Source organism: Paenibacillus sp. J22P51 (genome assembly GCF_059692215.1).
Map to the genome: position 1 here is coordinate 286,287 of NZ_JCAUAZ010000006.1, position 25,032 is coordinate 311,318.

Annotated in this window: 20 protein-coding genes and 1 pseudogene; 4 read left to right on the top strand and 17 right to left on the bottom strand. The window is 41.5% G+C overall.

The features are described from left to right. Window positions 1-8: 8 nt before the first annotated feature. The 5 genes and pseudogenes from AC58QC_RS15975 to AC58QC_RS15995 form a co-directional block, all read right to left on the bottom strand. On the bottom strand, window positions 9-719 hold the full coding sequence (locus AC58QC_RS15975; RefSeq protein WP_497416107.1) for a nucleotidyltransferase domain-containing protein: 711 nt from the start codon (window positions 717-719) through the stop codon (window positions 9-11). Window positions 720-838: 119 nt separating this feature from the next. After that, the gene (locus AC58QC_RS15980) at window positions 839-1,696 is read right to left on the bottom strand and encodes a DUF2785 domain-containing protein (protein WP_497416108.1); all 858 of its coding nucleotides are present in this window, start codon (window positions 1,694-1,696) and stop codon (window positions 839-841) included. Window positions 1,697-1,797: 101 nt separating this feature from the next. After that, window positions 1,798-2,628 (bottom strand): alpha/beta fold hydrolase, encoded by an 831-nt coding sequence (locus AC58QC_RS15985; RefSeq protein WP_497416109.1) that lies wholly within the window; start codon window positions 2,626-2,628, stop codon window positions 1,798-1,800. A 296-nt stretch (window positions 2,629-2,924) separates the two neighbouring features. After that, on the bottom strand, window positions 2,925-3,725 hold the full coding sequence (locus AC58QC_RS15990) for a class I SAM-dependent methyltransferase (protein WP_497416110.1): 801 nt from the start codon (window positions 3,723-3,725) through the stop codon (window positions 2,925-2,927). 274 nt (window positions 3,726-3,999) lie between these two features. Continuing rightward, window positions 4,000-4,176: pseudogene (locus tag AC58QC_RS15995) on the bottom strand (small acid-soluble spore protein H); the annotation flags it as partial. Window positions 4,177-4,361: 185 nt separating this feature from the next. On the opposite strand from AC58QC_RS15995, the gene AC58QC_RS16000 reads away from it, so the two are divergent. Continuing rightward, entirely contained in the window at window positions 4,362-5,072 is a 711-nt protein-coding gene (locus AC58QC_RS16000) for a YwaF family protein (RefSeq protein ID WP_497416111.1), read from the top strand. A gap of 328 nt (window positions 5,073-5,400) precedes the next feature. Here the strand turns inward: AC58QC_RS16000 and AC58QC_RS16005 are convergent, their stop codons facing one another. After that, on the bottom strand, window positions 5,401-7,515 hold the full coding sequence (locus tag AC58QC_RS16005) for a pectate lyase family protein (RefSeq protein ID WP_497416112.1): 2,115 nt from the start codon (window positions 7,513-7,515) through the stop codon (window positions 5,401-5,403). A 430-nt stretch (window positions 7,516-7,945) separates the two neighbouring features. Here AC58QC_RS16005 and AC58QC_RS16010 point away from each other — a divergent pair, with 430 nt between their 5' ends. Beyond that, window positions 7,946-8,161, top strand: a complete 216-nt coding sequence (locus AC58QC_RS16010) for a hypothetical protein (RefSeq protein ID WP_497416113.1) — start codon at window positions 7,946-7,948, stop codon at window positions 8,159-8,161. 249 nt (window positions 8,162-8,410) lie between these two features. Here AC58QC_RS16010 and AC58QC_RS16015 read toward each other — a convergent pair whose 3' ends face one another. After that, the gene (locus AC58QC_RS16015) at window positions 8,411-8,857 is read right to left on the bottom strand and encodes a GNAT family N-acetyltransferase (protein ID WP_497416114.1); all 447 of its coding nucleotides are present in this window, start codon (window positions 8,855-8,857) and stop codon (window positions 8,411-8,413) included. A 212-nt stretch (window positions 8,858-9,069) separates the two neighbouring features. On the opposite strand from AC58QC_RS16015, the gene AC58QC_RS16020 reads away from it, so the two are divergent. Further along, window positions 9,070-10,005, top strand: coding sequence for an acetamidase/formamidase family protein (locus tag AC58QC_RS16020; RefSeq protein ID WP_497416115.1), 936 nt, complete (start codon window positions 9,070-9,072; stop codon window positions 10,003-10,005). A 132-nt stretch (window positions 10,006-10,137) separates the two neighbouring features. Here AC58QC_RS16020 and AC58QC_RS16025 read toward each other — a convergent pair whose 3' ends face one another. Then, window positions 10,138-10,593, bottom strand: coding sequence for a pentapeptide repeat-containing protein (locus AC58QC_RS16025; RefSeq protein WP_497416116.1), 456 nt, complete (start codon window positions 10,591-10,593; stop codon window positions 10,138-10,140). 431 nt (window positions 10,594-11,024) lie between these two features. Between AC58QC_RS16025 and AC58QC_RS16030 the strand changes: the two genes are divergently transcribed. Further along, window positions 11,025-11,810 carry a hypothetical protein gene (locus AC58QC_RS16030; RefSeq protein ID WP_497416117.1) on the top strand — a complete coding sequence of 262 codons (786 nt, stop codon included), beginning with the start codon at window positions 11,025-11,027 and terminating at the stop codon, window positions 11,808-11,810. A gap of 162 nt (window positions 11,811-11,972) precedes the next feature. Here AC58QC_RS16030 and AC58QC_RS16035 read toward each other — a convergent pair whose 3' ends face one another. The 9 genes from AC58QC_RS16035 to AC58QC_RS16075 form a co-directional block, all read right to left on the bottom strand. Further along, window positions 11,973-13,340, bottom strand: coding sequence for an MFS transporter (locus AC58QC_RS16035; protein WP_497416118.1), 1,368 nt, complete (start codon window positions 13,338-13,340; stop codon window positions 11,973-11,975). A gap of 257 nt (window positions 13,341-13,597) precedes the next feature. Beyond that, on the bottom strand, window positions 13,598-14,131 hold the full coding sequence (locus AC58QC_RS16040) for a DinB family protein (protein WP_497416168.1): 534 nt from the start codon (window positions 14,129-14,131) through the stop codon (window positions 13,598-13,600). 1 nt (window position 14,132) lies between these two features. Beyond that, on the bottom strand, window positions 14,133-14,726 hold the full coding sequence (locus AC58QC_RS16045) for a YdeI/OmpD-associated family protein (RefSeq protein ID WP_497416119.1): 594 nt from the start codon (window positions 14,724-14,726) through the stop codon (window positions 14,133-14,135). Then, window positions 14,716-16,104 (bottom strand): Na+/H+ antiporter NhaC family protein, encoded by a 1,389-nt coding sequence (locus AC58QC_RS16050; RefSeq protein WP_497416120.1) that lies wholly within the window; start codon window positions 16,102-16,104, stop codon window positions 14,716-14,718. The genes AC58QC_RS16045 and AC58QC_RS16050 overlap by 11 nt, the downstream gene beginning before the upstream one ends. Before the next feature lie 194 nt (window positions 16,105-16,298). Continuing rightward, complete coding sequence (locus tag AC58QC_RS16055) at window positions 16,299-19,463, bottom strand: ATP-binding cassette domain-containing protein (RefSeq protein WP_497416121.1); 3,165 nt, start codon at window positions 19,461-19,463, stop codon at window positions 16,299-16,301. Between the two features lie 197 nt (window positions 19,464-19,660). Continuing rightward, window positions 19,661-20,050: a VOC family protein gene (locus tag AC58QC_RS16060; protein ID WP_497416122.1), complete on the bottom strand. Its 390-nt coding sequence runs from the start codon at window positions 20,048-20,050 to the stop codon at window positions 19,661-19,663. A gap of 173 nt (window positions 20,051-20,223) precedes the next feature. Beyond that, entirely contained in the window at window positions 20,224-20,376 is a 153-nt protein-coding gene (locus tag AC58QC_RS16065) for a hypothetical protein (RefSeq protein WP_497416123.1), read from the bottom strand. Between the two features lie 187 nt (window positions 20,377-20,563). Beyond that, window positions 20,564-21,007 carry a cell wall hydrolase gene (locus AC58QC_RS16070; protein ID WP_497416124.1) on the bottom strand — a complete coding sequence of 148 codons (444 nt, stop codon included), beginning with the start codon at window positions 21,005-21,007 and terminating at the stop codon, window positions 20,564-20,566. Window positions 21,008-21,176: 169 nt separating this feature from the next. Further along, window positions 21,177-24,821 (bottom strand): glycosyl hydrolase family 18 protein, encoded by a 3,645-nt coding sequence (locus AC58QC_RS16075; RefSeq protein WP_497416125.1) that lies wholly within the window; start codon window positions 24,819-24,821, stop codon window positions 21,177-21,179. Window positions 24,822-25,032: the final 211 nt, after the last annotated feature.

Consider the following 25,032-nt stretch of genomic DNA (forward strand, 5'->3'; position numbering starts at 1 on the left):
CTTCTCCCTTATTGCTTTCCTAGAGAAAACCCAGCAAACAATCTACCACCATGCGATTCAAGTATGTTATCCACTAGTGATACGACCTTATCTTTTTCACCATTTTTATAAAAGTCATTGAATGCTTCTAAAAAAACCTCGGTAAACTGTTGATCATAACTTTTTAATGAACGAACAATCCATTTAGAAGCACCAATCCAATGACCATTGGTTCTTAATACAAACTCATGAATAGCCTCTGCTAAGTGGTTAGCGATAAAAACTTCTTCACTTCGATCTGAAGAACCAATGAAATCATCTAATGCGTCAGTAAGAAAATACCTTTTGGTAGTAATTGTTTCTTGCGTCCAAGCTTCTGGACCTCTATCCAATAACTCATTGGCTTCACTTTTTATAGATTCAATTATGCCTGTATCTATTAGGACAATCCCCTCCGAGATCATTCTCGGTAATGATGGTCTCGCTCTTTTATAGTCAGATTGTAAAAAATCCTTATAAGAGGTTAAATTATGTACGAAAACCTCAATTGCCCATTCAAATTCAAAAAGTGATTCCCTATAAGCTGAAATCAGGTTCTTATCAAATACAACAATATCCAAATCTGACGTTATTGTGGCTTCTCCTCTGACAACACTTCCTGCTAATAACGCTCCTTGGCAATTTGGAAAATAACGGGAAACAAATTGTTTTGCTGCTTCTAATGGGTTTATTTTTTGCACGCTGATCCGCTCCCCCTTCTTGAATAGACATTTGGTTTACCCTCCAATAGAGCTATAAGTTCAAGACTATTTCCATCGGGATCATTGAAATAGATACTTGTGGCTGGCATCCAAGCTGATCACATTCTATATGGTTCGAACTTTATTGCTACTTGTACTAGTTCATTATCGGGATTTTCAAATGAACTAAACAGTTTTTTGCGGGAAAGTTGTACTAGCAAAGAGCGATAGACGTTTTTCCACGTAATTCTTCTTTGCATGCTGTCAATATATGTTTCAAGATTACAGTGAGCATCCTCAAACCAGACGGAAAGTTTTTCAAAAGATAAATGTCCATTTTCACAAAGTGATACTAGAACCTGTGCTATCCTTTCGTCTTCTTCATGAATAAATACTGTCTGGGAGTTATCAATGATCATTCGCAAAGCAGTCATAATTTTCAATGTATGATTATATGTAAACTGCGGATGCTGAGCAAAAGTGTTTAAAACATCAGCAACATGAGCTGCGGCGTGTGCCCAACCATTATCGTTTACATAACCTCTGAGGTCTCTCTCCTGATTACAGTAATCAACAGTATTTATAAGTAGGAGTTCCCATGTATCGCAATTCATAAATGGCTCAATAGCATCAACACGAAGCAACAAGTTGATTCCTAAGCTTGTAAAACTTCTCAAAAATACGCTTGGAGAGTCTCCAACACCAATATTGTTAAACCACATTTTCTCTGAATTGAAACGTGATAATAGATAAAGTAATTGTTGTGGTGCAAACAATTTTTGTCTGTATATCCAATGGGCAAGCAATGTATATCCGAAATCGTCTCGCAATTCTGGATCGAGGCAGCCAAGATTATTAACTACTTCCTCTACAAGAGAAAAAGGGTTTATTTCATCATGAACTTCGAAATTATTAGCTTTTATTATTTTCAAACGTGAAAGAAGATCACTTTCTGATGAATTCAAGACAGTTGCCACTGTGATTCTCCTTATTAATTGTGCTTTGACAAGAAAAAATCAAATCTTTTCATTGATTAATTGAATTAGATCCTGAGGTTTTCAAACTTGAGTCCTAACGATTAGCCGTTATGCATATTTCCCATTCGCTGTAGCCAATCTGTCAGCAAATTCATCAATAACTCCCTTTGTTCAATTTGAATCATATGTCCTGCTTGATCGAGTATTGCAAACGAAGCATGACTCAGTTTACCCAAGAGCTTCAATTGATCCTCAAAGCCGCAAATAGCGTCTTGCTTACCTAGTACGATTAGTGTCGGTTGTTGTAGGTCTTCAATAGCTTCAAAGGGATCAAATTTAAAATAATACCCATCTTTCCTCCACTCAGATGCTAAAAATTGATGATTAGCAAGTATGCGTCCAGGCTGAACCTCTTCTAAGAATTTTATTAAGTTTGATTTATTTTGATACACCATCAACATCTGAAAAGCATGGCTAATATCATCATCAAGTTCATTAATTAAACTTTGATCAACATCATATACAACTTTTGCTGGTAGGGTTCTTTCAATCCCTGGAAGATGAAGAGCAGGTGCAATCAAAGACATGCCACAGACAAACTCTCTTTTTTTATAAACAATTCCTTGTGCTAGATACCCTCCAAATGATGCTCCGATTACTGAAAATTTCTGATTAGGAATGACTTGCTCAATAAATTCAACAATCATTTCAAGCATATCTTCAGTACCTTTCACTTGATCAGATATTATGCTTTTTCCATGGGCTGGTATGTCTACATAGATTCTCTGCCATTCTTTCCTCACCCCAAAAATGGGCTCTAGCCATGCCTTCATTGATCGATGATCAGTGCCCATTGCATGTAATACAATGATTGGGCGTCCTTCTCCAAATACTTCATAATTAATACTTCCCTTACTCACAAGACATTCCATATTAATCCTCCCCAGTGACAGCTCTCCAGCTTTCTTCAATTAAAAAACACAAAAAAACTCTCGCCCTAAAGGGACGAGAGTTATATCCTCACGTGTTACCACCCAACTTTACCAATACCTTACGATATTGACCTCCTCAGGTAGACACCAAATAAAAGATGTATATACCTTAGCACAATAATGGGTGCACCCAGCACAGTATAATTCCTACTTCATAGCCATTTCCAATATATTGAAAATTATAAGTTTTATAATTTGTATTGTCAATGAGATTCACTCTTCAGGTGATACCCACGTTATCCCTTTGTGGCCTGCAGCGAGAACGTGAGTGGAATATCGTTGGCGGAGTCGTTCCATCGCCACCGTCCGTCCTCGCCCTGAGCCATGAACGGGAAACGTCTGTTGCCCCCGTGGGAGAACTCATGGAGATAGTCCAAGCGCAGGCCAGCAGCAATCAAGGCATTCAGGATATCGCTGAAACTGTAGCTCCAGACATACTCGACGCTCCGCTGATTGGCCGCTGGATCAGAATATGGCAGGATACCCTCGATACGAAGTGGTTGCTCTGTGTGAAAGTAAGGGTAGCGCGTGTGCAAATCCGTCACATTAGCAGTATCATCAAAGACATTGAGAAACGGATGCTCCTCCTGTAGATACAAGATACCGCCTGGTTTGAGGAAATGCGCGATGATCTTTGCCCACCGACCAAGATCGGATAGCCAAAACAAGACACCGCCTGACGTGAAGATGATATCGAACGTTTCGTCGAGTACATTGGGCAGCTCATAGATGTCCGAGCAGAGAAAACGCGCTTCTAGCCCTGTTTCCTGGCTCAAACGCTCGGCGAGCGCAATCGCATCCTCGGAGAAATCTACCCCGGTAACGTGCGCACCGAGACGAGCCAAGGAGAGCGTATCCAAACCAAAGTGACACTGGAGGTGCAGCAACGACTTACCCGCCACATCGCACAGTTCCTCTTGTTCTATCGGGGTCAGGGTGGATTTGCCTGCCTTGAACCCCGCGATATCGTATCTAGCGGCATTAACGGCGGTGCGGGCGTTCCAATGCGCGCGGTTACGTTCCGTATAATCAGTCATGGTTGAATCGCCCCTCTGATGATCTGTCTGCTGGGTTCTTGAAGGACTGGATGTATAACAAGAATATACGGATGGCCCGTTCCAGTATGCCTGATCTACATGAATTTATTTTCTTCTTGTTAATTGACCGTGATAAGAACCTTTTCCCATAACGCAAAAAAACCGCGATTTACGCGGTGATTAATGAACCCCCTTACCCGATTTTTCTTACTTCTTTTCAATCTTTTGGCGATGGGCATATCATTTTAATGTCTTCAAGTTCTAACATTTGAGAGTTTTCGACTAAACTGCTTAAAGGCACACTTTGCTCGTTTTCTGGTTGATCCAAAGGATAAATTCTGGCGGTTTCATTCTTTTCGTCGACATGTTGAATGTAGATTGGCGTCCCGTTATAAGTGACATCAACCATGGTAGGTGAAACTGCAATCTCTTGAGCGCGTTGATTGTTCATTTTTTGCCTCCCTTCACGTACTAGTTACATTATTTGTAAATGTAAAAGGATGTATTCATGGAAAGGCACCATCACGCAGCTCCACAGATCCGTCTTCTTTTGTCATTCAGGTTTGTACCATTTCAAGTATGGATAAAATAGTTCGCATAATAGCTTACATTCCAATAAAAGGGAAGGATATTTTTATGGACTGGTTTTCGGAAACAGAGTATCCTTTTGCCATGTTTACTCCACAACATATTCTCCCCCTAGTCGGTATAGCTTTTATAATTCTGCTGCTGTATCGGTTTAGATATTCTCTTCGCCACGACGACTGGAAAAAAAGAATCAGGTTTGGACTTTGCACGCTCCTCATCGTGTTTGAAGTCTTACTGTACGGATGGTATTTTTATTTTGAGCAGTTTTCCTTCGAGCAGTCCCTTCCCCTCCAGTTATGCAGCATCAGCTACATCTTGACCATCGTCATACTGCTTTTTCCATTTTATCGGATTTATGAATTTTTATACTTTGCAGGCGCCGGCGGTGCCATACAGGCATTGCTGACACCAGCGGCCATCCTGTCTGGATTTCCCCACTTCACTTATTTTTACTTTTTTATCGGTCATGGCGCCATTGTTTGGGTTGCCTTGTATATGACCTGGGTGCATGGCTATCGGCCAACGTGGCGTTCGATTTGGAGAGTACTTCTGATTATGAACGGTCTTTTGGCAGTAATCGTTCCCGTAAATTGGATAACAGGAGGAAACTACCTGTTCGTCGCTGAAAAACCGTCCGATGATACGCTGCTTAATTATCTAGGTCCTTGGCCGTGGTATTTGTTATCCCTTGAGGGGGTGGCCGTGACGATCTTCATTTTCATGTACCTCCCCTTTCTGCTCCGCAGGTCTAACACCTAAGTTTCCACCGATACTTTTCCTGGCCTTCAGCTCGGTCCATATATATATTGTTGTTTTTGAATTCTAAAGCGAATATATTCAAAAGTCATTAATAATGCCGCAATTAAAGCTACACTCCTTTTTGACAATTATCCCCAGACTTAAATTGAACGGTGAATTTTATCAAAAAGTAATACCGCGACAAAATACTCGTTACCGTAAAGAAGCTGCCGATCGTTCCGGCAGCTTCTTTAATGACGTCACTTCAACTTTCGTTCTGTATTTGCTCATTAATCATAGAAGTTTTTCAAGTTCAATTTCGTCGTGAATGGGTATATCGTAATGCTATTTATTCTAGTGTCATGTAATAAAGATTTGTAACATCAGTCTTTGTAATGGAATGTGCCCCAGGCGCAAGTGATACAGTGACGATACCATTTGTCATAGCATAATCGGTTCCATCGATCTTGACTTTAAGTCCGTTTGCTGGATTAAACACTAATGTTAATGTTTTAGCAGTTGTTGTGGTAAAACCAATATTGGTTGAACTCTCCATTTTTAAACATTGCGTTAGTGTTAATCCGTTATATACCACTGTTCCCTTACTTGTTGAAAGGTTCCCTACAATAGTGAAGAAGCTGCTTGTTTTTCCATCTGTAGTAAAGTTATGAACAATTGATGTACCCGGTGTAGACGTTGGTGCTGGAGTAACCGTTGGTGCTGGTGTAGTTGTTGGTGTAGCCGTTGGTGCCGGTGTACCCGTTGGTGGTGTTGAATTACCACCTACAGATACAAGTTGAGTTGTGTAACTTTGTATTTTAGACATCAGTGCTGAATTAATGTCAGACGATGTGTCATCAACTGAATCATTAAATGACCATGTAAAATCTCCATTACCTAGGCGTCCAGCTTCTGCGGTAACAACTTGTTCAACAGTGCTTACGCTATCAATGTCAGCTACATTTACTCCCGTATCGATCGTAGTATCAAAGTTATTATAAGCTGTTCCACCTACTAATGCTTTGTATGAACTTGGAACTGTCTCATTTCTTGTCGAAGCTAAGTACGCATCAAATGATGTGGCATTAGCTGGAGCTGATCCTGCATTGGAATTTGCATAAATAATACCACCAACAAGATCTACGATACTATTATCGTATGCTTTAATCATACCACCATTCTCACCGGAGAATGTACCTGCTGACCCACCTGCAATATCAGTACCTTGTAAGGAAATCAACATTGGATTTTTAGAATGTCTGTAATAATTTGATTCTACAAAGGCCGAACCTGCTGTTGTAATACCAGTACCATATTTGGAGACTCCATCAAAGAAGTTATTATAGATATGAATAGTTCCTTTTCTTATACGTGGATGACGTGAGTCTGAATGGTCAAACCAGTTATGATGGAATGTTACAAAGAATTCAGTTGATTCACTCAAACCGATTAGAGCAGCTTTTCCGGAATCCCAGTAGTGATTGTAAGATATTGTAGTATACGTTGATGCGCCTTTAAGGTCAGTTGAACCATCACCTTTTACTTGGTCAGCATCTGATCCTGCTTTTCCATAGGTAATATCATTATTATGTACCCAAATATTAACATTGCCTGTATCCATTGAAACGGCATCGTCTTGGAATAACAAAATACCAAGGTTTCTTACTTCTACATTACCGACATTTCTAATTAGGAATCCCCATCCATAAACAGTAGCATCGTTACCGATACCTTCAATTGTAGTATTCATTCGCGTATAAGCTGAAGCACCTTTTACTTGAAGAAATCCACCGCTGTTAATTGATGAACCCATGTTAGCATCTGTAACTTTTCCAATAAATCTGATTGCAAGTGGTGTTTGATCATAGCCTTTTTGTCTTAGTGCCAGAATTGCACCTAAACCAACAGCTGTTTGTTTAGTACCTGCGCTATCGACTTTCACATCAAGCGATACTGTTTGTGCAGTCGCAGATGTTATATAAATAACTTGAGCACCGCTCGGAAGAGTACCATCTTCATTATAAGCACCTGAACCTGTGCCAAATGTTGATTGATTTGCAAAAGCAAATCCAGATCTGTCATGTGCCTTTACTGTTATCGTAGAAGAAACCGTACTTTCTGTTGTACCACCTGACAGTACTGCTTCAACTTTCATTACATAACTTCCAGCTGCAAGCCCTACAGCATCAGCTCTCCAATATGTAGCGTATTGTCTGATTAATTGCGTATCAATTTGTACATATTGAGAATCTGCTGCACTTGCAGGCTTAACAAATACATTATACCCCGTCGCATTACTTACAGGTGCCCATTCTACATAGGCCGTCTCATTCCAGCCTCCACTTTTGACCAATGAAGGAGCAGCAGCATGTACTGCCGTATTGCCAATTCCGCTTACAAATATAGATAGCGCTATTGCAAACAATAAGACGAAACTCGTTACCTTTTCAACACGTTTTTTCAATTTAATTCCTCCCGCGATTAATTGGTTGTGACGCCTTCGAAACCGCTTTCAAATACGCTTTGTCCCCCCTCTCATCATCAAAGCTCAAAACGGGCTCAATTATTTCGAACAGCTTCATCAGCTTATCAGTTTTGTATGCGGTTCCGAAACAATCATTTGCTCATATTTTCCATTTTTCTGAGATAATGATTATCGGATGAGAGAAATGATACTCGCTGACAAATCTTCTAAATAACTGGACCATTATAGAAAAATTACATTTTTCAATCAAAAATGAAATTGACGAAAGCATATTCACCGAAGTTCTTTTTGAAATGAATGTCATTAGATTGTCCTACAACTCCCTTTTCCTTACATACATAAAATCATAAGAAATCGAAAAATATATAACAGTTGTTTATGACAAATACATTTTCTTGGAGGTTCGAAATTGGCACAACAAATTGATGCAAACCAATTAAAGAAAGCAGAAGCTGCAACAACACTTGCCAAAAGTCTTATTGGTCAAGCAATTGAACAATCCGCTGCTAATCCAATGCTTTGTGAAGAAGCTCTAAAGCAAGCAACATCTGAAATTGCACAAGCACAAACAATGCTTAGTCAAGTTCAATCAACAATGCAAACTTCCTCACAACAATCTGTGTGACGGTTCAGTAATTCGTGTAAACGAAATGGAGGACCACATTTCAAAGTGTCAAGGTACTAATCTCCATCCTGATCTTGTACTTTCATTAAATATTTCTCTATGTGTTGCGCAACATAGTAGCCAGCCACTTCCACGCTCTACTGCCAGTTAACAGAGAAGGCTACCGACCCATTGGTATCGGTAGCCTTCTCTTATTGTTTATTGAGCTCTCGTTCTGCGTCTCGATTAATGTACGTGTCCACAATGTCTTCAAAGCTTTGTCCATTCATACTTTATATCATCAAGCTGCTCTTCATTGTCATTTCCTCTGACAACAATCCTAAATCCGTTTCTCTCATAAAATTTCTGTGCTTTCTTGTTGACTTCAAAGGTGTATAAAAATAGACTACCTTCTGATTGCTGTTTGGCGAGGTTCAGGAGCCTATACCCTAATCCTCTCCCTTGATATTTCGTATGAACGTATAACTGATTAACCCAATTCTCGTTACAAGCTAGTATGCCTACTACTTGCTCCTCTGAAGCTTCAATTGCAAGATATACCTTATTATTTTTGACCAAAATATTATTCAGAAAAAATACATGATTTTCAAAAGAATGTATTGCTTTTTGCCCAATCGCTTGTTCCTTGCTCTCTCTCCACATCTTAACCGTTTGTAACGCATAGGAAGGGTCATATTCGATAATTGTATATTCCATTCGAAATAGCTCCTTTTGTAATATTTATTCATATAGATGGTCGAATGTACGCTGGGGCAACTTCTGTAATCCTGAAATTCCAACACATTTTATATTCGTCAAAACATCAAACTATGCTGCACATTTGTTAAATATGACCAACAGTCATAAACAGAGGTATATTTTAAATATGTATAGAAGGATAAACTAAAAACCAATATAAGGTGGCTATTATGACTGCCCATTTTCTCGATGATTCTTCAGTTCACCACACTTGGGATAACTCGCTCAAACCGAGGTTAACGATCAAGCCGGGCGACATGGTTACTATGGATTGCCGGGAAGCATCGGACGGCCATATCCGACCGGATCGTCCCGTCAAAGAAATGCTTGGTCCTCGAGAAACGAAAGGGCATCCATTAACAGGCCCCATTTTCATTGAGGGTGCAGAGCCGGGAGACAGTATCGCCGTGGAAATTCTAAGGTTTCAACACAAGGGTTGGGGATGGACCCGTTGTGTGCCGGTTGGTGGTCTTTTGCCAGGCGAGTTCACGGATTATATCACCCTGTGGGACCTGAAGGAAGATTTTTCCGATTTCAAGCCAGGTATACGCATTCCTTTGGAACCGTTCTGCGGCTGTATGGGTGTCGCGCCTGCCGAACCTGGTACGCACGACACAACCCCGCCCCGAACTTCAGGAGGAAACATGGACATACGCCATCTAGTGGCAGGCTCCACCGTCTTCCTTCCCGTATTCGTGAACGGTGCCCTTTTCTCTGCCGGAGACTGCCATGCTGCTCAAGGTGATGGCGAGGTCTGTATCACCGGCATCGAGGCACCTATGCAGGTCACGCTTCGATTTCAGCTCCGCAAGGGCCATACGATCCCTGCACCTCAATTTATTACGCCTAGTCCACTTACAAAAGCTGACACCAAAGGCTATTTTGCTACGACTGGTATTGAACCTGACCTAATGGAGGCAGCAAAGCAGTCAATCAGATATATGATCGATCATCTAGTGCGAACCTACAATCTGACGCGGGAGGAGTCCTATCACCTGTGTTCCGTTGCTGTGGATCTTAAGATTAGCGAAATCGTCGATTCGCCTAACTGGATTGTTTCGGCCTACTTACCTCTAAGCATTTTTAATGAAGTTGGTTCAGCGTAAACTGCCAGTTACATTAATAAAAATAGAGGAGCTCTCCTGCGAAGGAGGCTCCTCTACTATCGTTTCAGTCAATGTAAAACCCATATCGTTCGATTTCATCAAGAGCCTTTCGTCCAAGTCCGTTACAATCGATTAATTCCTATTCTTATATTGTTCTAATAAATCTTTAATCAATATTCCATCAATACTTAACCCATTAATATTACAGTTCTTGAGTTCCACGTTCGTAAGATTACATGAGTCAAATATAGCAGTACTCAAATCACTGTTTTTAAAGATTACTGGCTCGATGTTTACCCAATTGTCAGTTCCAGGCTCTTCAAGTAAATGACTTTTTTCCGCTGATGGACGAACAATATTCTCAAATATAGTTCCTCCCATTTGAATCATATTAATAGTTACATTCGAAAAATAGATATGATTCCACTTTGAATTCACAAAATTCGAATGAGCAATTGAAGTGTCCCTCATATCATTATATTTAAAAGTCGCCCCTTTAAAACAAACCTTAATTATCTCTTCTTCTCTTAAATCTTGCAATTCCAGCCCATTATTTGAATCCAATACTTTCTTTTCTGTAAGTGGCAATGCAAACATCCTTTCATTATGAATTTTAAAGGCGTTTTGATTGTACTAAAATATACTATTCGCTTTAAATCCCAGACTTCCTTTTTATGTAAACAGAGTTAATATAGACATAATTAGGGCTACCCAAAAGGCAGCCCTTTCCTATTAGCATCATTTTTTCAATAAACATCCTTGCTCATAGGCAACGCCGCAGGAGCAGCGCAATGTCCCGAATAATAGATTATAAGAATGGGGGAACTCCCTGTTTACTCGTTGCACTTCGCGCGCGAATTCAGTTCGATCTTTCCACATTTGCGATTCTTTCGTTCCTTGCAAATATCTTAATCTGAACGAATTTTTTTGGTCTCCATCGGGTGAGAATTTGAGTGTTTGTCCTATATCAAAATATGAAATTCCACATATATTATTGTATTGCAAAGGAGGTGCTAGTAGTGACAGTTAAAAGAACCAATAATGATAGTTTAGTAAGGATTCAAAAACAACTGATAGCTATTAACAATGCCGTTCTTCTTAATAGAAAGAAAATAATTGAATTTAAACAGACATCCAGAAATGAAAAAGAGCTCTTACTGCAGATTAGAAAACAATTAAGGATTATCAACCGTAGAGTTCTCATTAATCAGCACACGATTGGAACTAAACTCGTTCTCTCACGCAAACAATTCGATAAAAATGCGTTAAAAAGAATCCTAAGACTACTAAAAATAATCAACCAAAATGTTCTTGTGAATCAAAGAATGATAGAACGTCTCTTAGCGTGCACAAAATATACGGCCGAGATCAAAAAGAGTTTGAGAATGATCAATATACAACTTAAAAGAATTAGTAGAAACGTTGTTCTTAGTCAACGTATTGTTGATAATTTAATTCAGCCACCAATTGTCTCATGCCCTGCGGGTCATACTTGTCTTTCTGTACGATTGATCGATGGGTTAGGTCTAGACTTAGATGTTGATCCCAGTGAACCAAGTATTAAAATTACTGTGAGAATATTCGGGGCATCTATTTCATCCGGAACGATAAGTTTGAAGAATCCAACATTTAGCATAGGCGGAGAATTTGGTTTATTCGTTCTAGAATTGACTTTGACTGGACAATTTGGAGACATTGCTCATGGTCATTTTAGACTTATCTTAAGTGGTAGAGCATGTGTCGGCCCACCCATTGACTTTTTACGTACCTGTACCGATTTCAACAAAATCATTTATGATAAATAGATTATGATAAGCTCACTTTTTTTAAAAGTATTCTGCTCTTTTAGTTGAGTAAAGGCAACGATCCGTTGGATTGTTGCCTTTCTCAATTCGTTTTTTCAATACTAAATTGCTGCCTCTACTAATGTCTCAGACTTCCAATGAGATGTTAGAGCCTCCATTTTGTCATTCAACGGCTTTTTGCACGTTCCCTCTGGGCATGCGCATGGTCAAAGCAAGCATCAGTACGCCAATTCCCGCACATGTCCATGCCATACTATGCAGATGCGGAGTCGTTATGTTTTTGCCGAAGAGTGCCGCAAGCAGGCTCGAAGAGAGTATTGTTCCGATAAACCGGGAAGTCATGAAAAGTCCGGAGGCAATGCCGGTTTCTTCTTTCGTTACGAAAGCATATAGCGCCGTCTGCATGCCCAAATTGTTAAAGCCGTTAGCGATCCCGAGCACGCAAAGGACAAGGAAGATCGTCACCGAACTCGCCTGGTCCTGTATGAGCAGCAGCAACAAGCTTCCCCCAACAACTAAAGCCGTTCCTGCAATCAACGGCGGTTTGGATCCGCTTATGTAAATCCAGCGGCTGACCAGGGGGGTAACAAGCACACTAAAGCCGGCGATAGACAACATGACAATACCCGTCTTCTGCGGGTCCATCACCTGCACACTCTGCAAGTAAGACGGAATACCAAACATGATGGAATAAAACGCGATATTGGTCAAAATAAACTGCGCGTAGATACGGGTAACATTCATATTTTTCCGTAAAAAAGCAACATTGATGAAAGGCTTACTTTGGCTGAGCTCGTATCGGTAAAGCCAGAACGACAATCCCGCGCTTACTATGAGCTTCCATAGGCTTAACCCGTCAATCAGCGACAGGAAAAACAGTAGCCACATGAAAATGGCCGCAGAAAATAACGCTACGCCTCGCCAATCCATATCGGCCGCGCTTCCGGCTGCTTTAGGATCGCTCGGGAACAGTTTCCATGCGAGCAAAAATGATGCAATAATAAATGGAAAATTGCAAAGGAAAATGAGAGGCCAATCTCCGTAATGTAATAATAATCCGCCGAGTGAGGGACCGAATGCAGCCGAGGTGCTGGAGAATATCGATATGATCCCAAGCGCCTTCGCCTGATTGGAAGTGATTTGACTACGTATCATCCCCATGCCGGACGGAAACAAAGCAGAACTACCTAAAGCCTGAATAATCCGAAACCCGATCAGCCAACCGAAGCTGGGAGACAGCGGAGCAAGACTCGACGACAAAGTGACGAGCAGCAGCCCAAGCATAAACACCTTTTTGCGACCGTACAAATCGCTCCACTTGCCCATAAGAGGCTGACCAATCGCGCTGACCAAATAATAGGTGGAAATAAGCCACGATACGTCGGCAAACGTAAGCTGGAAATCCTCCTGCAACCGGGCCAAAGCGACCGAAATCATCGTCGTATTGAGCGGGTTAAGCAAGGTGCCTAGAGCAACGGCAGTAATAAGCAGCATTTCTTTTCGTTTGATCACGGTCTGTCTGAGCGACATACTGTCACCTCATTTTTCAAGTTATTTGTTACGGTAATGGAAATGGGGAAACGCCAGTCGCCTACATGGTAAATTTTACATTTGACAGCTTTTTTTGTTGATTAATTCAGCATATATCCTAAGATTCTATTGGTCTAATATATTATTCATATGACCTTTATAGGTAAAGACAATAAGCTACAAGAAAAAAAGGAGCTGCTCTAAGCAACTCCTGAACTATTGTTCAACATTATTCCAAAGAACCTGCCGCAATGCGGTTAGGTGGCGGGATGTGCCCTTTTCTTAATCAAATTGATCTGTCCTCTATGATTGATTTCATCTTCTATAACATGAAACCACATGAAATAATGATTAGCTTGTTTGTTATACCAGAACTCTTCTTCTTTGTATAACCAGTCATCATCAACGGTTTTAAATAATTCATACGTTCGATTTCGAACTTCATTTAATTTATTTACATAATAGCTTAGATCATTTCCTCTAATCTTTTCCCGACCTACATCACCGAGGTGAATAGCTGCTCCCCAGATCGACATTTCTTCATCATTCAATTCTCTTTTTTCGAAAGTTTCCACTTGATAGGCGTATTCTACCGCTGCGAAATGCATCAACAATGCACCAATTGAATTGCTCTCAGAATCTAATAAAAAATCCAATTGATGTACAGATAAATTTTTCGTAGACTCTAATGTTGTAAACCTTGCATAGTTCATCATCGACAGTAACCGACTAATTTGAGGCGGATAACCTGGTATATCTGAAATGAGATAGATATTATTCATGTTTAGCATACTAATCATTTAATCCCTTCCCACCTAGAATTTGCTGCATATATTTTTCAACCCTAGACGTTCGGGTTTTGGATTGTTTAGGTTCAGAAAAGTGAAAAAGGTACGCTCTTTGCCGTCCTGGCGTCAATGCTTCAAAAGCCGTTTTCAAGGCAGGGAGTTCATCTAATTTATTTTGAAATTCTTCAGGCATGGAATATTCTGTAGTCTTTTTATAATTCACTTCCAAACCGGATTTTTCAACTTCTATGGCTTCATAAATATAGTCTTTCAAGACTTTTTCCATGGCAATTATTTCTCGAACATCGGTGAACCGAATCTGGCGCGCTGCTTGCACATTCTCTGTTTGTTGAATTAGAATCCCATCGGGATCCTTCAACAAGACACCTTTGTGAAACAGAAGCGCACAGTAATCTTTAAAGCCATGTATTAAAACGATGTTTTTATCCTGAAATGTGTAACACGGATGCATCCACTTAAAATCTTCAGTCAACTCACAATCAAGAACGATACTTCTCAACTTCTCAAATTCTTCTTTCCACTTTTTTGCTTTATTTAAAAATCCATCAACCTTACGATTCATGCTACTATTTGTCATCAAGAACACTCCTCTTCAATTTCTTACTCCTGCTGCTTTTTCTATCCATAATATAGGATATTATGAATGTATACAGCGGAAGCGTCCATAGGAATACCGCAAAGAGTACATAACGTTCAACAGGGACTCCTACAATCGTTGCACACAGAATAGCTAACAAGTTCCATGGCACCATGGCAGAAAAAATGAGTGGTGCATCCGCCACTACGCGGGAAAGATGTCCTTTGGGGAATTTTCGCTCCCACAGCGGCAGCAAATTGCGTCCAGTCATCATGATCGGAAGTGTCTGTGTACAAGCTAGCAACGCCAGAGCCAGTCCGAATAAAACGGTACGAACAGTTGCCGTGCCTAGCGATGAGGAAGTTCCAAATAAGCTAATCATATACGGCTGCATAACTTTTGTTTCTTCCAATATACCGTTGTAGGCCCCAGCAAGTGCGATCAAGATAATTAACCCTATCATGCTGGATACCCCCTTACTGTGCAAGGATGGCAACTGCTCAGCAGAATATCCATTCCACAAATGATGCAGCCATTGGAAGGCATCAATGCCTTGAATGAGCGTTCCCAGCACAATACTGATACCAATGGATAGAATGAACCCGTACCGGGTTTTGAATCGCAGCAGGATTGTTCCTAGAAGCACTGCAACCGGCAGCCATAGCCAGAGGCTGTATCGAAACTGAGACGCATAATCAACCGAGAGTATCAAGCCATTCGACGTGCTGCCAAGCGATAAAGCTCCGTTCCAATCTCCTCTTACATCCTCTATTACAAAGAATGCGAGCGCGGTTCCAAAAGCTAAAAGCGTCGTTGGCAGCAAATAACGAAATTGCCCTTTGACCGTCATACCGGTGGATGAAGCGACAAGCTGATTCGCACTCGAAAATGGCGATGTTCGGTCTCCTACAAACGCTCCGGATACAAGTGCGCCTGCTACTAGAGGAAGTGGTATATTTAACAGTGCTCCCATCCCTATAAGCGGTATACCTACTGAACTTAGTGTGCCCGTAGACGTGCCTAAAATCATTGATATGCCTGCTGCGAATACAAATGAAAAGCTGACAAAATAAGCGGGATCAAGCAGTCCTAACCCTGTATCAATTAGATAAGGGATGGTGCCACTAGCAGTCCATGCAGGGATTAATAGACCAACGAGCATTAAAATATACATGACTTCCTTGGTATGCAGCATGCCGTTAATCATACTGTGCACAAGTGTCCTTACTGGCACTCCTTGCCGCAAAGTAATTACAATCAATACACCTAAACCGAATACAAATCCAATTGCCAACGGAATGTGGAACACATACGCGGCACCCAGACCCAAAATCGTTGTAAGTATCGTGATGCTAAGGTGGTATGGGGTAAATCTCATGTCTATTCTCCTTGATCGTTAAATGCCTGGACGTGGCTTACTAGATTCATGACGGATCATCATTATAAATGATATTTGTTAGTCCAAATTTTTGCAATATTTTATGTACGAAGTCTTAGCCGCTACAAAAAGACGGATTCCCGTTTGATAAGGAAATCCGACTTTATTTCAATGAACGAATTTAGATGGAAAATTCACTTCAGGCAATGATAAACCGCCATCATATCTCGTTTATTCAACTCACGAATACGATTGAAGATCGGAATATCTGCAACTGCCTCAGTTACTAAGTTTTCAGCAACAACATCACTTACTTTGCCAGTTAACCATGTTTGTACATCTATGCCATCGACGACTTCCTTACGCCCTTCATCATTGATGCCACTTACATAACAGCTCACACATGGCACCGATAATTTGTGTACGCCATCATGGAGTCCATCTTCTGAGATGACTTTCTTACCGCCACAAAATGGGCATGGATGACTTGCTTTGATCTTATTAATTTGGGTAACAATTTTACTGTAACCAAATGCTTCATAGACATAAGTTAGCTTTTTATATTTTCCATTGGTGAAATACTTATCAATAATGGTCTCTCTCGTTTCAGCAATATTGGCAAAATCACAGATGGTAATTAAGTTTTTTCTGCTGATCGCCTCGAGGTTAACTTTAATCTTGTCCCAAAATGGTACGGCATTTTGTAAAACCACTTCATAGCCCACAAAGCTTGCTAGTTCCACTTCAAGCGTTTTAAGCGCAACTTGTGTTTCCCTTGGAAGTAAGGAGACATCTTCCGTAAGTGCAAGTTCGCCGCCAACAATGGACTTTAGTTTCTCTAGTTCTGGTAACTTCCCAACGATTTTAATGACCTGATCAATCGGCTGCTGAATAATCTCACGGATATCCGTGCTTCCAAACTTAAGCTTTTTATGATGGTTTAACACGGTTCCTTGACATACTGGGCAGCTAATCATTTCTTTTGAGGCTTTCATTTGCTCTTTAAGAGGAAGGTTCTTCGAAATAACCATATAACGCCCAAGGATGAGATTAAAGCCTTCCCATGTTCTCGAAGCCTTCCCTGCTTTATCATAAAATGACTTTTCCCAATAACCATATAAGAAAGTATGCTTTTCTGCTTCTGACATCTCATTAAAACTTTTATTCATATCGTGACCAAGTTCGTTCTTTATCTCTTCAAAAAGGAAGTGCAATTTGGCATGCTGATAATACCTCAAGACATCCATAACTTCTGGAAGTAACATGCCATCCCAGAATGGTACTGTTTTATCTTGAATAAGAACACCCATATCAAATTGTTCAATGACTCGACGACCCGAACAACTCGGACAATGATTGTCTTGATAATAGAAATCGAAGCTTCTTGTATCTTTATTGGTCGGATGAGCAGCCACAATATGGTTGATCAGTCCACCAATTTCATAGAGAAAACTATATTGGCTGTATAGGTGTCGTTCAAGATCAATTGCGATGACCGGCGCAATTGTATCAGATTCGTATTCACCATAGATGAGTCGGGCCATTGACGATAAACTTTTTAGAATACCGCCCTTATAGACGTTTTCTGCCTTTTTAAAATAGTCCAACTGATTTTCTTGTAAGTATTGAATTCCTTCTTGCGGCTTGAGTTTAGACGAAATAGACAATGGGGCATTGCTGTCTTCCCGGTTTTTTTGGCGATAATAATCAGCATGACTAACAACATCAAGATGTCGAACAGGTTCATTCTGTCTCTTTCCAAAATCAACAATAAAATCAGAGCTATCTAGCATGTAGGCATTATGTTCGATCATCAGGATAGAGACAGATTCATCTTGCAGAATGTCCCTTACACTATCGATAAATTGGTTCAAAATATTTTGTGATAACCCTTTTGAAGGCTCGTCAAAAATAAAAAGCGTATGCGGAGTTTTAGAGTTGGCAAACAGCTCAGAAACTAAATGGACACACTGAAATTCACCCGTCGATAAGGACTGTGTTTTTCTTTCTAAAGTCAAATAACCAAGTCCAAGCTTGATCAGTAAGCTTAGGCGTTTATGAGCAATATCCTCACCCGGCAGTTCTTCAATAATATCTTCAATCGAGCGCTGAAAAATATCATCAATATCCTCACTATATTTGGTGAGTTTCTTTTTAATATCAAGAAAAGTTGCAATAGTTGACCGACTGGAAATCGATTGGTTTCGATCTTGCCCCACCACGACCAGCTTATCTTTGGGATAACGCTTCTGAAAATCTTTGACTATACACTCATTAACAAGTGTAGATTTACCACATCCTGATTCCCCCGTAAAGGTTACAAGTCTATTTTTGGGAATCTGAATGTCAGCCATTTGTATATTACGACAGTAAAGATCTTGAAATTGGTAGTATTCTGTTGGCAATGCCTGATTTCGTTCCTGAATAATTGGTTTTGGACGTGGTGATTCCTCAACAATTTTCCCACCGTATTTACCACTGCCAGGTCCAAAGAACAATTGCTCATCTGTTGTATCCAGCACCGTGTCAGAATGATCGATGAGCCAAATTTGATTCTTATACCCCAATTGTTTTATCTGTTCTAAAATTTTCAGTAGGGTTTGATGATCAAGACCCACAGAGATTTCATCAATGATAATAACCGTATTTTCACTTGTTGCCATGAATTCTGCCAAGTACATTCGTGTTATCTCTCCACCTGACAATGTACCCATTATACGGTTTAATGTTAAGTAACCAATATTCATATTGATGATATTTTGGAGAATATGCTGCTTCGCTTCACTGATGTGTAATTCCTCTGCAAGAGAAAGAATCGTTTCAATGCTTAAATTATTGATATCAGAAATACTATGTGGTTGATTAAATAATTCCATCTTATATTGCTCAACTTCTTGATTGTAGCGCCTACCCTCGCACTTGGGACATTCGACATTTTGGGTCGTGCTGCGCCCTTTACAATCTGGACACCAGCCTAACGCATTATTAAAGGAAAAAACTTCTGGAGATTGATTAAATTGCTCAGCCATGCGCACGCGAATCTCTTTAAATACGCCAGTATGTGTGCCAATGGTTGAACGCGGATTAGATGAAATTGATGATTTTCCGAGAAAAAGGACTAAAGGCATTTCTTCCATCTTGATGGCACTGAAATTGGTTTCCATAATTTCAGGAAATAAATACTGATATTCAGCCTTTGGCAATAAAGAAACGAGACGCTTCTTGGATTCTTCACCGATGGTTTGACAAAAAGTTGTTTTACCCGATCCAGACAAACCAGCAATTCCCAACGATTTATCTACCGGTAGTGCCGCATCTAATCGATTAATATTGTTCGAAATTAATTGATTTATTAGCATGTGTACATCCTTTCCATTCTTGTAAACTTATTCTTTCCATATTAGCACAGAAACTTAATTGGAACATCTGCTGTCAATGTTGGAGAATGCAACACCCTCCGCGGCACGCAATCAGTATGCGAATTTCGATCCATTATATATGAAAACAGCAGCCGATTAACTGGCTGCCATCTCTTTGTGTCTATTGCGCAAAACCATCAAGTGTTTTTATTACCAGAACCGAAACCGATTACATACCCATCTAAATCTTGAACCGAAAAATCCTTCCAAACTCCCCAGTCATATTCGGTTGCTATAGGCTCAGAAACGATAATTGCACCATTTGTTTTAAGCTCAATATATAAAGCATCCAGATCATCTTGTGTTTTTACATAAGCATAAGTGTTCCAAGTACCCTTGTTAGGTTTAACGTCTTCTATATCTGCTGCTTGGATCAATTTAAATCCTAATCCAAAATTATCTCGAATTGCCCAATGCTCATTTACTTCACACCCTAAGGCATCTTCATAATATTTCTTCGACTTTTCAAAATCGGATACCAACAGGACTGTTAGAGAATTTTCGACCTTCGTTTTGATAACTTCCATCATTTATCACTCCCTCTGGCTATTGGGAAATTCCCCCATAATCAGAATAACGAATGTATGTTCGTTTGTAAAGATATTCGTTCAAATAATCACCACGCATTATAACTTAAATCAATAAATAAAAAAGCCGCAAATGCGCGGCTTTATGGCAGATTTAGTTTGTGATGACTCTCTTAAAATCCTGATTCTAGGTAATCATCATGTTTGTCGAAAAAAAAGGCATCTTTCTCAATAATCGGATCTATTATCGATACTGCATCCTTCGTGGTTACATGCCAATCCTCATTGGAGCTGAGGACTTCAGCTAAAAAAGCATCAATGTCCATGGCTTGGAGTTCCTTCCTTAATCTACCTTTAGGGTGTAATCTTATTATTGGTGATGCAGATCATGTTTATTCTTACAATGCTTATGAAATGTGTAACAAACAATAAACCCCCAACCTATAAAGCGACAAAAAAAAGCACCTAAGACTTCATGAAGTCTGAGTGCCTTTACTTACTCTGTAGTCATCTTTAAAACGTATTATATACATTTTCACATTCTTTCGCGGTCGGCTCATAAAAACAGTGCTTCTTGTAGCGGCCAGCTTTCGGCTGATTATACCAGGTATCCGGACATGGTCCAGGGTTGTCGAACGTTCCCGGTCGAAAATACCAGAGTGAAAATTTACCTGGCCAAACCCGCTCCCCATTCACAGCTCGTCGTGCTAGGCGACGCTCTCTTTCTCTTGCGTTTTGATAGTACAACCCGTGCTGCAACGCTTCAAACGCATGCGGTTGGTTGATCATTTGGGGAATTGTCCGGAGATTTTTAAAATCGGAGCAATTCGCTCTTATCCGATTAATGCCAACATTTCCAACAAGAAGCATACCCGTTTCGCCTTCGGTCTCAGCTTCAGCTCGAAGCAACCGTGCTAACATGTCAATATCCTGCTGTCTCGCTTTTACGACTGCCATTCGCTCACCTCTTTTGATTGTATGTCTAGACCCATCATATTGTAGGTGAAGCAGATGTGTTACTGTGGTATTTTGTTATGAGCCGATTGTTTTCATATCACAATAGCATAAGAAAAGACCGTACAGAAGTCATCGACTTCCATACGATCTCTTGCGCTGTGAAAATAATTTATTGCCCTGTTACAGCATACTTCACGCCATCAATGGTTAATGTGATGTTCGCCGGTCCGCTGATTGGCAAATAATAAACCAGATCGAAAAGGTCTGATGCGCCCGGAGCAATCGACTTCCAGCCTTGCAGGGTTACCGCTACGCGATGGAAATCACCTTTTAATCCACCGATGTTGTTGCCGGAATGCCCAGTCGAGATAACGCTGACTTGGTCACCGTTCCAACTTTTGAACAATGCGTTAACCGATGTTGGCACATCGAATTCGAGTACTGCACCGCCTGTAATCGTCAAACTGCTATTGTTTGTTAAACGCAATTTAGGGTTGATCGGATAGTTTTGATCGCCTAACTTGAAGCCTGTGAACTCCACTTTCGCATTGATCGTGTTAGTTGGAGGCGCTGTCGTACTATTTTGATTACCATATAGTGTCGTATTGGAAAATTTATTATGAATGGCGTTAGTTAATGTATATCCGACTCCGTACTCACCTTTGCTTGCACTCCAAGCATAGTCCCCAGCCAATTCCCAGATCATCAATCCGCCTATGCTGTTGCTAATAGCCCAGTCTGCTTTCGCATTAATCGATTGCTCGTCTTCAGTGGAAAGGAATACTTTCTTCGTATTATTCCAGAGCCATGGCGCGACAAGCGTCGCATCATAGTAACGCGTATAGGTGCCGTTAAGTGTCGCTGATCCTAAACCATAGCTGTTGAGGTAGGAGCCCAGGATGCCATTCTCCAAGTTCTTCGCATGCCACATTGGGTTCGAACCTGCGCCCTCTTCATTGCCATTCGTATCGTTATCATGCCAAATGTTATCTATCCCAACTGCGCCGTCGCCGCAAGCCGTTAGTCCTGAGCCGGCCGGACAATTCGTCGATTTCGCCGTACCCCAGAGCCCGTTCGTTCCGCCTGTCACATTTTTGAATCCGCGGGTGTAGTAAGGCACACCGATATTAATACGTCCGGCCTGCATCATTCCCCGCATGTAGTGATAGGCCCAATCTGTGTTCAGGTAACCGATACCGCCATACTCCGTCGTCGTGTATACGCCTGCCGCAGCCAGCTCCGCGTCCTTACCGTCATCGAACAACGATGCGTTTGGACCTACATATTCGTTCCAAGCGCCATGCAGGTCGTAACTCATGACATTTACGTAATCCAAATATTTAAGTGGATTAAACGTCTCCATCCCACGCAGCAAATAACCGGAAGATGGTGAAGCAATCGTTAGCATGTAGTATTTACCGTCTTGAGCAGAAGCCTGATCAAGCTTCGTACGCAATGTCTTCAGAAGAGCGTCATAACTCTTTTGCATGCCTGCAAGTCGAGATGAGGAGAACGTCCAGTCGAGCGGATTCCCTGCTTTTTCCATCGTTGTCGGGTACTCGTAATCAAGATCCACGCCTTCAAAGCCATACTGACGAATAAATGCTACCGCAGAGTTTGCGAACGTGTTGATGCCCGTTTGATTGATGGAACCGTCCGCATTTGTCGTCATTGTGTAGAAGCCGCCACTGGACACCCGAATACCATTATCGTCGAAGTAGCCTCCGGTTTCTGCCCAGCCGCCGATCGAGACAAGCGTTTTGACACCAGGATATTGCTTTTTAAATTTATTTAAAAGATTAAAATGACCTTGATAGCTATATGCCGGATCCATCTCTGCCCCAACTACACCAGGCCATGTCATACCCGTTGCCGCGTTCGTGGAGATCTGGCTGCCGACAGAGACTTGATTACTGCTGTCAATGTGAGCAAAAGCATAATTAATATGCGACAATTTGGACCATGGAATGTCGGAAGCGATATATCTGGTCTGTCCGTTGACCCCCGTTCGCCAGGACGTGAAATAGCCGATAATGCGGCGCTCTAGTCCGTTCGGCAGTTTCTCACGGCCATTGGCATCATAGGCGTTGCAATATGGTATGCCTGTTACGCCTGTATCATACAGCCCCGCTGGGCGACAAGCTGTTTGATCCGCTGGACCCGTCAGCGTCGTTACCGTTACAGCATTGCTCGCCACCGATACGTTGCCTGCGGCGTCTTTGGCTTTTACTGTAAATGTATAAGATGTCGCCGGCGAGAGCCCAGTGATCGTTGTGCTTGTTCCAGTTACGTTCACATTCGTGGAGCCGTAAGATACTGTGTATCCCGTTACGCCAACGTTATCTGTCGATGCCGACCAAGATAATACTGCAGATGATGAAGTCACATTCGAAGCGGCCAGATTCGTCGGAGCTGTTGGTGTCAGCGTATCTGGCGCCAGCGTTGTAGCGGAAACCGAGACGCTTGCGGCAGATACGTTGCCAGCTGCATCTTTGGCTTTAACCGTAAAGGTGTAGCTGGTATTTGCCGTCAGACCTATAACCTGATCGTTCGTTGTTGTTACCGTACGAAGCAAGGTGCTGCCTTGATACACTTCGTACCCGGTTACGCCGATATTATCTGTGGAAGCCGCCCACGACAAGCTAAGTGAATTCTGGGTGATATTCGTGGCTGCAAGACCGGTCGGTGCTGTAGGTGATGTCGTATCTGGTCCAGGACCTGTGCCATCCAATTGCCACAACGAACCTGTTGTTGCTGGTTCCCACCCTACCTGTGAAGTATGCGGCTGCATACATTTATAAATCGATCCATTATAAGAAACGCGGTCATTCAAGTGATAAGCTACGTTAGGTGCCCAAGCTGGAACGGAAGATTGAGCATCTGTGGTTACTGTTACAGAATTGCTTGCTGAAGAGACGTTGCCTGCCGCATCTTTCGCTTTCACAATGAATGAGTACGCGGTATTGGCTGTTAGGCCCGTCACGTTATAGCTAGTGCCGGGTACAGTCGTTATGATTGTGCTGCCGTTGAACACTTCATAGCCAGTAACGCCAAAGTTGTCCGTCGATGCTGTCCATGTTAGAGTAACAGAGCTGGAAGTTTTGCCCATCGAAGTTAGGTTTGCTGGCGCTGTGGGTGGTTGTGTATCGACTGGAGCCGGGTCTGTCGTTACTGTCACTGCGCTGCTTGCCGCTGATACGTTTCCGGCAGCATCTTTCGCCTTCACTGTAAACGTGTAAGCGGTGTTGGCTGAAAGACCAGCCACGTTATAGGAAGTACCGGTTGCTGTCGTTACGAGCGTAGTTCCTCTGTACACATCATAACCCGTAACGCCTACATTGTCGGTTGAAGCACTCCAGGACAATGCTATCGAAGATGATGTTTTACCCGTGAAAACCAAATTTGCTGGTACTGTAGGAGCCTGTGTATCAGCACTGCCGCCGCCGGCTACCGTATAGGACAAAGTACCGGACGTCGTTGTACCCAATGAATTAATGAGATCAACTTTATATACATATGTACCTGATGCTTTATTAGTAAAAGCGTAAGTAGCCGCCTGAGCGTTCGGCGAATTGTCCGTTAACGTCCCTGTGTAAATGACAGCACCATTCTCATATAGCTTCCATGATGTACCGTTGTTTCCCCACCACATGTCGAAGCCGATTGTGTAGTTCGGGCTATTATCCCAATTGCTCTGTTTCAAATTCGGTGCACCCGGCGCACCTGATGCAGACGCCATTGCCATACTAGGTAATAATGTGATCACAAGCATGAGCAAAAGCATGAATTGAATCCATTTCCTAGACCATTTCATATTACAAATCCCTCCGATTCGCCATTTTGAAAGCGCTTGCCAACGAAATAAGTAGCGTCTTATCAAATCCTGAAGCCCTTCACTTCCTTTCAAAAGCAAACTAGGATACGCTGAGCCAAATGATGGGCTCTTACTTGTGATTCTACTGGCATCCTCAAGAACATTCTAGGGGACAATTCCTCTTATTGACGGATGAAATTCTATTGTCCCG

Excerpts from the sequence above, each read along its gene's own strand:
- AC58QC_RS16065 (WP_497416123.1), bottom strand. The coding sequence starts at position 20,376 with ATGGACATTGATGCTTTTTTAGCTGAAGTCCTCAGCTCCAATGAGGAT.
- AC58QC_RS16055 (WP_497416121.1), bottom strand. The coding sequence starts at position 19,463 with ATGCTAATAAATCAATTAATTTCGAACAATATTAATCGATTAGATGCG.
- AC58QC_RS16015 (WP_497416114.1), bottom strand. The coding sequence starts at position 8,857 with ATGGAATATACAATTATCGAATATGACCCTTCCTATGCGTTACAAACG.
- AC58QC_RS16000 (WP_497416111.1), top strand. The coding sequence starts at position 4,362 with ATGGACTGGTTTTCGGAAACAGAGTATCCTTTTGCCATGTTTACTCCA.
- AC58QC_RS16040 (WP_497416168.1), bottom strand. The coding sequence starts at position 14,131 with ATGCTAAACATGAATAATATCTATCTCATTTCAGATATACCAGGTTAT.
- AC58QC_RS15990 (WP_497416110.1), bottom strand. The coding sequence starts at position 3,725 with ATGACTGATTATACGGAACGTAACCGCGCGCATTGGAACGCCCGCACC.
- AC58QC_RS16050 (WP_497416120.1), bottom strand. The coding sequence starts at position 16,104 with ATGAGATTTACCCCATACCACCTTAGCATCACGATACTTACAACGATT.
- AC58QC_RS16060 (WP_497416122.1), bottom strand. The coding sequence starts at position 20,050 with ATGGAAGTTATCAAAACGAAGGTCGAAAATTCTCTAACAGTCCTGTTG.
- AC58QC_RS16075 (WP_497416125.1), bottom strand. The coding sequence starts at position 24,821 with ATGAAATGGTCTAGGAAATGGATTCAATTCATGCTTTTGCTCATGCTT.
- AC58QC_RS16045 (WP_497416119.1), bottom strand. The coding sequence starts at position 14,726 with ATGACAAATAGTAGCATGAATCGTAAGGTTGATGGATTTTTAAATAAA.
- AC58QC_RS16070 (WP_497416124.1), bottom strand. The coding sequence starts at position 21,007 with ATGGCAGTCGTAAAAGCGAGACAGCAGGATATTGACATGTTAGCACGG.
- AC58QC_RS15985 (WP_497416109.1), bottom strand. The coding sequence starts at position 2,628 with ATGGAATGTCTTGTGAGTAAGGGAAGTATTAATTATGAAGTATTTGGA.
- AC58QC_RS16035 (WP_497416118.1), bottom strand. The coding sequence starts at position 13,340 with ATGTCGCTCAGACAGACCGTGATCAAACGAAAAGAAATGCTGCTTATT.
- AC58QC_RS16020 (WP_497416115.1), top strand. The coding sequence starts at position 9,070 with ATGACTGCCCATTTTCTCGATGATTCTTCAGTTCACCACACTTGGGAT.